The sequence below is a fragment of the Rhizobium alarense genome (genome assembly GCF_021555155.1).
GTDB classification, from domain to species: domain Bacteria; phylum Pseudomonadota; class Alphaproteobacteria; order Rhizobiales; family Rhizobiaceae; genus Rhizobium_D; species Rhizobium_D alarense.
In genome coordinates this window covers 1-10090 of sequence record NZ_JAKGBU010000123.1, presented here as the reverse complement: position 1 = coordinate 10090, position 10090 = coordinate 1, and the positions used below count along the sequence as shown (strand labels likewise).

The 10090-nt window shown below is 67.4% G+C and carries 8 protein-coding genes; 6 read left to right on the top strand and 2 right to left on the bottom strand.

Features of this window, described 5'->3' with window-relative positions; genetic code table 11:
* A partial coding sequence (locus LXM94_RS24210) for a dihydroxyacetone kinase family protein (protein WP_235774208.1) occupies positions 1-1073 on the bottom strand: 1073 nt, incomplete at its 3' end.
* A gap of 197 nt (positions 1074-1270) precedes the next feature.
* Here LXM94_RS24210 and LXM94_RS24205 point away from each other — a divergent pair.
* Both LXM94_RS24205 and LXM94_RS24200 read left to right on the top strand, forming a co-directional pair.
* Complete coding sequence (locus LXM94_RS24205) at positions 1271-3094, top strand: sensor histidine kinase (protein ID WP_329605645.1); 1824 nt, start codon at positions 1271-1273, stop codon at positions 3092-3094.
* The gene (locus LXM94_RS24200; protein ID WP_235774206.1) at positions 3091-4440 is read left to right on the top strand and encodes a sigma-54-dependent transcriptional regulator; all 1350 of its coding nucleotides are present in this window, start codon (positions 3091-3093) and stop codon (positions 4438-4440) included. The genes LXM94_RS24205 and LXM94_RS24200 overlap by 4 nt, the downstream gene beginning before the upstream one ends.
* Before the next feature lie 22 nt (positions 4441-4462).
* On the opposite strand, the gene LXM94_RS24195 is transcribed toward LXM94_RS24200, so the two are convergent.
* Positions 4463-5665 (bottom strand): AI-2E family transporter, encoded by a 1203-nt coding sequence (locus tag LXM94_RS24195; RefSeq protein WP_408015694.1) that lies wholly within the window; start codon positions 5663-5665, stop codon positions 4463-4465.
* A gap of 358 nt (positions 5666-6023) precedes the next feature.
* Between LXM94_RS24195 and LXM94_RS24190 the strand changes: the two genes are divergently transcribed.
* The 4 genes from LXM94_RS24190 to LXM94_RS24175 all read left to right on the top strand — a co-directional run bounded on the left by LXM94_RS24190 (position 6024) and on the right by LXM94_RS24175 (position 9976).
* Entirely contained in the window at positions 6024-7001 is a 978-nt protein-coding gene (locus LXM94_RS24190; RefSeq protein WP_235774204.1) for a tripartite tricarboxylate transporter substrate-binding protein, read from the top strand.
* Between the two features lie 192 nt (positions 7002-7193).
* Complete coding sequence (locus LXM94_RS24185) at positions 7194-7655, top strand: tripartite tricarboxylate transporter TctB family protein (RefSeq protein WP_235774202.1); 462 nt, start codon at positions 7194-7196, stop codon at positions 7653-7655.
* Positions 7656-7664: 9 nt separating this feature from the next.
* The gene (locus LXM94_RS24180; RefSeq protein ID WP_235774200.1) at positions 7665-9170 is read left to right on the top strand and encodes a tripartite tricarboxylate transporter permease; all 1506 of its coding nucleotides are present in this window, start codon (positions 7665-7667) and stop codon (positions 9168-9170) included.
* A gap of 137 nt (positions 9171-9307) precedes the next feature.
* Positions 9308-9976 carry a 5-formyltetrahydrofolate cyclo-ligase gene (locus tag LXM94_RS24175; protein ID WP_235774198.1) on the top strand — a complete coding sequence of 223 codons (669 nt, stop codon included), beginning with the start codon at positions 9308-9310 and terminating at the stop codon, positions 9974-9976.
* Positions 9977-10090: the final 114 nt, after the last annotated feature.

The window sequence follows — 10090 nt, the reverse complement described above, 5'->3', positions numbered from 1 at the left end:
CTGCCCGCCGCGCTCGACGGTCCGTAGACAGGTGCCGCGTCTTCCGCCGGGATCACATCCGTCGCAGGCGCGGACGGACGCGCCGCGCCGCGCCGAAGGGCCGGCGTATCGCAGGCGGCGAGCCAGAAGCGTTCCAGTTCCTCGTCGAGCCACATCAGCGTCAGCGAACAGCCCTGCATGTCGAGGCTCGTGACATATTCGCCCGCCTCCGGCGCCACGATGTGCAGCCCGGCGCCCTTCAACAGCCGCGAAACTGCGGTCCAGAGCAGGAAAAGCTCCTCGTATTTCGTGGCGCCGAGGCCGTTCAGCAGCACGGCGACCCGGGTGGCGCCGGCAGGGCGCTCGGCCAGCAGCGTGGAGGCGAGCAGCGCGGCGAGATCCCCGGCCGGCACGATGGTTTCCTCGCGGATGCCGGGCTCGCCGTGGATGCCGAGGCCGAGCGCCATGCTGCCCTTCGGAACCGTGAAGAGCGGTCCGGCGGCGCCCGGCAGCGTACAGCCGCCGAAGGCGACGCCGAAAGACACGGTGCGGGCATTCGCGTGGCGCGTGACGCGCTCGACCTCGTCCAGCGGCAGGCCGGCTTCCGCCGCCGCACCGGCGATCTTGAAGACGAGGAGGTCGCCGGCGATGCCGCGACGCTTGTCCCGTGCCTCCGCCGGCGCGCTCGCCACGTCGTCGGTGACGGGCACGATGCGCACGTCGATGCCTTCGGCGCGCAGCCGCTCGGCCGCGACGCCGAAATTCAGCACGTCGCCCGCATAGTTGCCGAAGCCGAGCAGGATGCCGCCGCCGTGATGCGCCTGCCGGCAGACCCGCGCGACCGCGGCGGTCGACGGCGAGGCGAAGACGTCGCCCGCAACCGCCGCATCCGCCATGCCCGGCCCGACATAGCCGGCGAAGGCCGGATAATGGCCCGACCCGCCACCGACGACGACCGCCACCTTGCCGTCCGGCACTGCCGTGGTGCGCACGACGCCGCCCTTCACCAGGCGGACATGCCGGCTGTAGATCTCGGCGAAGCCGGCGAGCGCGGTTGCGGCAAAATCCTCCGGAGCGTCGAAAATCGTCGTCATGGTGTTCGTCCCCCGCTTATCGATAATGCCGGTTCAGGCGCCGCCATTGTGCGGCCGGAATGGACCGGCCGCCGCTATAATGGCCACAAAGCCCGGCGCTTTGGAACCCGCCGGCACAGGCCCCGCTTGTCTGCGGGCCGAATGCTTCGTACGATTTGCCGGATGAACGGAACGGGGCACGGGAGGCCGGAGGGTTCGTGAAACACCGCCTTGCACTGATGCTCTGCCTGTTGCCGCTGGCGGCGCTTGCGCTTGCCTGGTACGGCAACGAGGCTGCCACGAAGCGCTACATGGACGGTGCGGCGCTGCGCGCCAGCACGGCGCTCCGGCTCGCCGTCTCGGCGCTGAGCGGCCACCTCAGCCGCTACCAGGCACTGCCCGCGCTCATCGCCGACCACGACGACATCAAGGAACTGGTGACCCGGCCGCGCGACAGGCGGCTGCGCGAGGCGGCCAACCTCTATCTCAAGGACATCAACGGCCTGCTCGCGTCCTCCGACATCTATGTGATGACGCCGGACGGCGAGACGATCGCGGCGAGCAACTACGACGGGCCGGCCAGTTTCGTCGGGCAGAATTTCAGCTACCGGCCCTATTTCCAGGATGCGGCAAGGGGCGAGCAGTCGCGGTTCTACGCGCTCGGCACCACCTCGCTGAAGCGCGGCTACTACTTCGCCTCGCCGATCCGCGTCGCCGACGAGATCCGCGGCGTCATCGTCTTCAAGGTCGACATTTCCGCCATCGAGGCGTCCTGGCAGGGCGGCGAATACCGCATCTTCGTCTCCGATCCGGAAGGCATCATCTTCATGAGCGGCAGCCCGGACTGGCTCTATGCGGCGATCGAGCCGCTGACGGCGGAGCGACGGGCCCGGACCGAAGCCTCCCGCCGCTATGCCGAGGCCGAACTGCGCGAACTGCCGGTCACCAGAAGCGACTTCGACGGCCATGCCTTGATGACGGTGAGCGATGGCGGCAAGGGCACGGAATATCTCGTCCTGTCACGCTACATGGACGCCGCGGACTGGACGGTCAACGTGCTGACGGCCACGGCGCCCGTCAGGGCACAGGCGCTGACGACGACGATCGCGGCGCTGCTGATGCTCTGCCTTGCCGGGGTCATCGTTGCGATCCTCCTGCAGCGGCGGGCGCGACTCAACGAGCGCATCCAGATGCAGGCGGCGGCGCGCGACGAGCTGGAGCGGCGGGTTGACGAGCGCACGGCAGATCTTGCCCGCGTCAACCGGCAGATCGAGCTCGAGATCGCCGAACGGCGGGCGACGGAGCAGCAGCTCCGCCAGACCCAGGCGGATCTCATCCAGGCCGGCAAGCTCGCCGGTCTCGGCCAGATGTCGGCGGCGCTCTCACACGAGTTCAACCAGCCGCTGGCCGCCGCCAAGACCTATGCCGACAGCGCGGCGGTTCTGATCGAACGCGGCCGCACGGGCGAGGCCAGCGACAATGTGCGGCGCATCTCGGCGCTGATCGACCGCATGGCCTCGATCAGCCGGCACCTGCGCAATTTCGCGCGCAAGCCGAACGAGAAGCTCGCCGCGGTGTCGCTGGAGGACACGCTGAAGGATACGCTGGAAATCGTTGCGGCGCGGCTGACGGCGGCGGACGCGACCTTCGAAGCCGACCTTGGCAACGACCCTATCTACGTGCGGGCGGGCTCCGTCCGGCTGCAGCAGGTGCTGGTGAACGTCATTACCAACGCGGCGGACGCCGTCGAAGGCCTCGAGGACCGCCGCATCCAGCTGCAGGCGGCGCGCAGCGCCGGCCAGGTGGTGATCACCGTGCGCGACCACGGACCGGGCGTGCCGGCCGCGATCGCCGAACGCATCTTCGACCCGTTCTTCACCACCAAGGGGGTCGGACGCGGGCTCGGGCTCGGGCTGTCGATCTCCTACAACATCGTCAAGGATTTCGGCGGCAACCTCACCGTCTCCAACCATCCGGACGGCGGTGCCGTCTTCCGCATCGAGCTCGCCGCCGAGGCAGAGGCCCGCGAGGCGGCGGAATGAACGAGGCGAAGATCCTGCTCGTCGACGACGAGGAAGAACTGCGCCGCTCGACGGCCCAGGCGCTCGAGCTCTCGGGCTTCGAGGTCGAGACCTTTGCGCATGCGGAACGCGTTCTCGAGCATGTCGGCTACAGTTTTTCGGGTGTCGTCATCAGTGACATCCGCATGCCGGGCATGGACGGCATGACGCTGCTGCAGCGCATCCGGGAGATCGACGCGGAGGTGCCGGTGATCGTCGTCACCGGCCACGGCGACGTGCAGCTCGCGGTCAAGGCCATGCGCGAGGGGGCCTACGACTTCCTCGAAAAGCCCTTCAACATCCAGGGTCTGGCGGGCACGATCGGGCGCGCGCTCGACCGGCGCGGGCTGGTCCTCGAAAACCGGCGGCTGCGCGCCGTCGCCGGCAAGCGCGACGACGTGGAGGCGCGGCTGCCGGGCCGCACCCACGCGATGGTCGACCTGCGCTACCGGCTGCGGGCGATCGGCGCCTCCGACGCCGACACGCTGATCATCGGCGAGACCGGTGTCGGCAAGGAGGTCGTCGCCCGGGCGCTGCACGACATCAGCGCCCGGGCGAACCGCCCCTTCATTGCGATCAACTGCGCCGCGCTGCCCGAGACCCTGATCGAGAGCGAGCTCTTCGGCCACGAGGCCGGCGCCTTTCCCGGCGCCATCCGGCCACGCTACGGCAAGTTCGAGCACGGACGCGGCGGCACGATCCTGCTCGACGAAATCGGCTCGATGCCCATCGACCTGCAGGCAAAGTTCCTGCGGGTGCTGCAGGAGCGGGTCATCACGCGCCTCGGCTCCAACGAAAGCGTCGAACTCGACGTCCGGTTCATTGCGACGAGCAAGGTCGATCTCGAGGCCGAGGTGGCGTCCGGCCGGTTCCGCGCCGACCTCTTCTACCGCCTCAACGTGGCGACGCTCCGCGTGCCCTCGCTCGCGCAGCGCAGGATCGACATTCCGCTGCTCTTCCTGCAGCTCGTGCGCGAGGCCGCCGCACGCTACGGCCGGGACGACGTCGAGGTTTCACCTGCGCTGATCTCCGAGCTTGCCGAGCGGGACTGGCCGGGCAACGTCCGCGAGCTGCGCAACGCGGCGGACCGCCTCGTCCTCGGGCTCGACCCCATTTCCGAAGATCCGGGCGCCTCGGCATCTCCTGATGCGAACCGGCTGTCGGACAAGATGGCGGCTTTCGAGAAAAGCGTGATCGCGGCGGCGATCGCCGCCCATGGCGGCAGCCTCAAGCCGGTCTACGAATCGCTCGGCATCTCGCGCAAGACGCTCTACGAGAAGATGCAGAAACACAGCCTCGACAAACACCTGCTGCGCGACGGCACCTGAGCGCCCGCCGGCCCGGCCTCGGCTATTCGCTGGCGGCGCGCGGCTTGAAGGCCGGCGCAGCCGCTTCCGCGGCCGCTGCGGCCGCCGCGCGATCTTCCGCCTCGTTCTGCAGGTCGATCTCGCGCATCCATTCCCGCCAGATCGCGACGAGCAACGCCATCAGCACGGGGCCGATGAACAGGCCGAGGAAACCCATGGTCTTCACGCCGCCGATCAGGCCGAAGAAAGTGGGCAGGAAGGGAAGCTTGATCGGTCCGCCAACGAGGCGCGGGCGCAGCGTCTTGTCGACCACGAAGAGCTCGATCGATCCCCACAGGAAGAGCGCGATGCCGGCGACCGGCGAACCGCTGGAAACGAGATAGATCGACACCAGCGTGAAGGAAAGCGGCGCGCCGCCCGGAAACAGCGCCATCAGGCCGGTGAGCGCGCCGAGCGTGACGGCGGAGGGGACGCCGGCGATCCAGTAGGCGACGCCCAGCACGATGCCCTCGCCGATCGCGATCAGCGTCATGCCGGTCACGGTGGAGCTGATCGTGGCCGGCACGATGCGCGAGATGCGTTCCCAGCGCACCGGCAGGATGCGCTCGCCGAGCTTGTCCACCTGCGCGACGAAGGACTTGCCGTCGCGATAGATGAAGAAGAGCGCGATCAGCATGAAGAGCAGCGTCAGCAGCACATTGAAGACCGCCCCGCCGGCGGCGAGCGCCACGCGGTAGATATTGGCGATGTTCGCACCGCTGACGATCTGGGTCAGTTCGCCGACGGCGCCGGGGTGGTCGAGAAAACGGCTCCACTGCATGTCGAACCACGGCCCGACCACCGGAAGCGATGCGATCCAGGCCGGCGTCGGCGCACCGGTCTTGTTCGTCTCGACCGCCCAGCCGATCCAGTCGCGAATCTCGTGGCTCGCATAGGTCACGGCGAGCATGATCGGCGCGATGATGAAACCGAGGATGAGCACGATCGCGACGGAAGCGGCGATCGTGCGGTTTCCCTCGACGAAGGCAAGCAGCCGCCGGTAGAGCGGCCAGCTCGCGAAGGCGATGACCAGCGCCGCGAGAACCGGCACGACGAATGTATAAAAGAAGTAGATGCCCGCAACGATGACCAGCAGCAGAAGCCAGCGGGCGGCCGAAATCGACGATATGAGCGCGACCCCGGTCGGACGGCTCGAGCCGAGCAGCCGGGGTGCCGGCCTCACGTCACGCAGTTCAGACTGTGACACTCTGTCATTCTCCAAGCCCCGGCTCCTGTCCGTCCCCGGGTCGACGCAAACCCTGTTTCCGGCCCCCATCATATGGCGATCGGCATGCTGAAAACCACCGTTACACGGGGATCGTGAAATTTTCAGCAACGAATGCGGCGAGGACCGGGGAAAGAACGCGATGCCGATGGGTGGATTTCCACCCATCGGCACGAGGCTTTGGGCACGAATCCACCCACGGCCCTTGCCGACATGATCGTTTCGCCGCGCGGACACCGCTGCCGTCTTGCAGATCGGCAAATCCCGCGCTTCTGTGGTGACATCCGCATCGGGTGGGAGGAGCCTCCCGGGGCGGCATCACATCATCCGGGAGGAACAGATGAACATCCTGAAATCGCTTCTTGGCGCCGCGGCCGCGGTGTCGCTCTTCGCTGCATCCGCCGTTGCCCAGACCTATCCCGAGCGCAACATCACCATGGTGGTGCCCTTCTCCGCCGGCGGCCCGACCGATACCGTCGCACGCCTCGTCGCCGAAGCCATGTCGAAGGATCTCGGCCAGCAGATCCTCATCGAGAATGTCGGCGGTGCCGGCGGCACGCTCGGCGCGGGCCGCGTCGCGAACGCCGAACCGGACGGCTACACGCTGCTGCTGCATCACATCGGCATGGCGACGAGCGCGACGCTCTACCGCAAGCTCGCCTATGACACGCTGAATGCCTTCGAATATGTCGGCCTCGTCACCGACGTGCCGATGACCATCGTCGCGCGCAAGGACATGGAGGCGGCCGACCTCAAGGGCCTGATCGACTATGCCAAGGCCAACAAGGACACGGTCACGGTCGCCAATGCGGGCATCGGCGCCGCCTCGCACCTGTGCGGTATGCTCTTCATGAGCGCCATCGAAACGCCGCTCGTCACCGTTCCCTACAAGGGCACGGGCCCGGCCATGACCGACCTGCTCGGCGGCCAGGTCGACATCATGTGCGACCAGACGACCAACACGACGAAGCAGATCCAGGGCGGCACGATCAAGGCCTATGCCGTGACCTCCGCCGAGCGGCTCGACGTGTTGAAGGACGTTCCGACCGCGGTCGAAAGCGGCCTCGCCGGCTTCCAGGTCGGCATCTGGCACGGCATCTACGCCCCGAAGGGCACGCCGGCCGAGGCAACCGAGCGTCTCGCCAAGGCCCTGCAGGTGGCGCTGAAGGATCCGAACGTCGCGGCGCGCTTCGCCGAACTCGGCACGGCTCCGTCCTCGGACGCCGACGCCACGCCGGCCGCCCTCAAGGCGAAGCTCGAGAGCGAGATCACCCGCTGGAAGCCGGTGATCGAGGCCGCAGGCCAGTACGCCGACTGATTGCGGACCGGATCGACGCCCCGCCTCCTCGACAGGACGGCGGGGCCTTTTTCACACGTGCCGCAGCGGTTGCCTTTCATTCAGGCCTTCGCAGATGGGCTGATGCCTGCCGGTTCTTCGCTCCAGGCTGGACGGAGGATGCCTGCCGGCGCAGTCTCGTCCGCCGGTGTTGCGGGTATCAAGGGGGATAACATGAAATCCGTATCGATCGATCCGACGAACGGCGTCTGTGGCGGCGCGCTCATTGCCACCGGACTGTTCTTCGTCTGGCAATCGCTGTCGCTGGACATCGGCACGGCCTTCCGCATGGGGCCCGGCTATTTTCCGCTGGTGCTGGCCGTCGTCCTGACCGTGCTCGGCGCCGTCATCCTCGTGCAGGCGACCCGCGTCGCCGGTGAGCCGATGGGGCCGATCGCCGTGCGCGGCATGCTGTTCATCCTGCCGGCTCCGATCTTCTTCGGGCTGACGGTGCGTGGCCTCGGTTTCGTGCCGGCGCTCTTCTGCACGGCCTTCATTGCGTCCTTCGCCTCGCGCAAGATGTCGCCCTTCGCCGCCCTGGTGCTGTCGGCCGCCCTTACGCTCTTTTCCGTCGCCGTCTTCAGCTACGGCCTCGGACTCCCCTTCCAGCTCTTCGGTCCCTGGACCCGCTTCTAGGAGCCCTCGATGGATCTCTTCAGCAATCTCGCCCTCGGCTTTTCGACCGCCACGTCGATCGAGAACCTCTTCTTCTGCCTGATCGGCGTGCTGCTCGGCACGCTCATCGGCGTGCTGCCCGGCATCGGTGCGACGGCGACGATCGCCATGCTGCTGCCGATCACCTTCCAGCTCGAGCCGGTCTCCTCGCTGATCATGCTCGCCGGCATTTACTACGGCGCGCAGTATGGCGGCTCGACGACGGCGATCCTGATCAACATGCCGGGCGAATCGTCCTCCGCCGTCACCGCGATCGACGGTTACCAGATGGCCCGCAAGGGCCGGGCAGGTGCCGCCCTCGCGATCGCGGCGCTCGGCTCGTTCTTCGCCGGCACGGTCTCGACATTCCTCGTCGCCATCTTCGCCCCGCCGCTCACCGAGATCGCGCTCGAATTCGGCGCCGCGGAATATTTCTCGCTGATGATCGTCGGCCTCGTCTCCTCGATCGCGCTGGCGCACGGCTCGATCGTCAAGGCGCTGGCGATGGTGGCCCTCGGCCTGCTGCTCGGCCTTGTCGGCACCGACATCTATACCGGCACGCCGCGCTTCACGCTCGGCATCCGGGAATATGCCGACGGACTGAACTTCGTGGCGGTGGCCGTCGGCGTGTTCGGCATCGCCGAGATCCTGCGGAACCTCGAAAGCGAGAAAACGCGGGAGGTGGTGGTCGCCAAGGTAAGCGGCCTCATGCCGACGCGCGACGACTTCAAGCGCATGGTCGCGCCGGTGCTGCGCGGCACCGCGATCGGCTCGGCGCTCGGCATCCTTCCCGGCGGCGGCGCCATCCTCGCCGCCTTCGCCTCCTATACGGTCGAGAAGCGCATCTCCGACAAGCCGGAGGAATTCGGCCAGGGCGCGATCGCCGGTGTCGCCGGTCCGGAATCGGCCAACAATGCCGGTGCCCAGACCTCGTTCATCCCGCTTCTGACGCTCGGCATCCCGGCCAACCCGGTCATGGCGCTGATGATCGGCGCGATGATCATCCAGGGCATCGTGCCGGGTCCGAACGTCGCGACGGAACAGCCGGCACTCTTCTGGGGTATCATCGCCTCGATGTGGATCGGCAACCTGATGCTGGTGATCCTCAACCTGCCGCTGATCGGGCTCTGGGTGAAGCTGCTGACGATCCCCTACTACGTGCTCTTCCCGATCATCATGGCCTTCTGCTCGATCGGGGTCTACAGCGTCAATTCGAACGTCTACGACCTCTATGCCGTCGCGTTCTTCGGCCTCATCGGCTACCTGCTCGCCAAGCTGCGCTGCGAGCCGGCGCCGCTCCTGCTCGGCTTCGTGCTCGGGCCGCTGCTGGAGGAAAACCTGCGGCGCGCCATGATCCTGTCGCGCGGCGACCCCTCCACCTTCGTCACCCGGCCGATCAGCGCCGGGCTGCTGATGATCGCCGTCGCGGTGCTCGTCGTGGTGCTCTTGCCGAGCGTGCGCAAGAAGCGCGAGGAGGTCTTCGTCGAGGAGGACTGAGCGTCCCGGCACCGGATGACAAAGAGGCGCGGCCACCACCGCGCCTCTTTCGCTTTTCACAACCGGCGACATCAAAGGACGCTCGCGAATGCGTACGCGGGCGGTTACGCTTCGTATGAAGGAGGCGGAGGACACGCATGACCCGCGATGCCGAGGAGCGGCCGGAGCTTTCGTCGCCGGCCTGCCAGTTGCACGAAATCGACCCCGCCTATGCGGGCCTGCCGCCGACGACGCCGGGCGAGGTCATGGCCTGGCGGAAGGCAAGCCGCGACGATCTCATCGCCCGCCGGATGGCGCTTGCGCCGGAAAGCCGGCAGCGCTGGTCCGAGCGGATCGCAGCGGCTGTTGCTGCCCGCATCGGACCGTTCGAGGGTCTGTCGGTCAGTTTCTACTGGCCGTTCCGCGGCGAGCCGGATCTTCGGCCCCTGGCAAGCGCGATCTGGCACGGCGGCGGACGGGCGTTGCTGCCGGTGGTGGTCGCCAAGGCGACGCCGCTCCGCTTCAAGCCGTGGCGGGACGGTGATCGGCTGGAGCGCGGCGTGTGGAACATCCCCGTTCCCGCGACCGAAGAAACCGCACGGCCGGACGTCGTGATCGCGCCGGTCGTCGGCTTCGACCCCGCCTGCTACCGCCTCGGTTATGGCGGCGGCTTCTTCGACCGGACGCTGGCGGCGCTTTCTCCGTCTCCAGCCCTCGTTATCGGCGTCGGCTACTCGCTTCAAAGCCTGCCGACGATCCATCCCCAGTCCTATGATGTGCCGATGAGCTGCATCGTCACCGAACATGGCCTTGTCGCGACCCGCTAGGCTCAGGACCTATTAATTTCGTTTGAGATGTGATTCACGGTTTCCGACAGGAGGCCGTGATGGATGATTTGTTTTTGTTGAGCGAGCGCCAGATGGCGCGGATCGAACCGCACT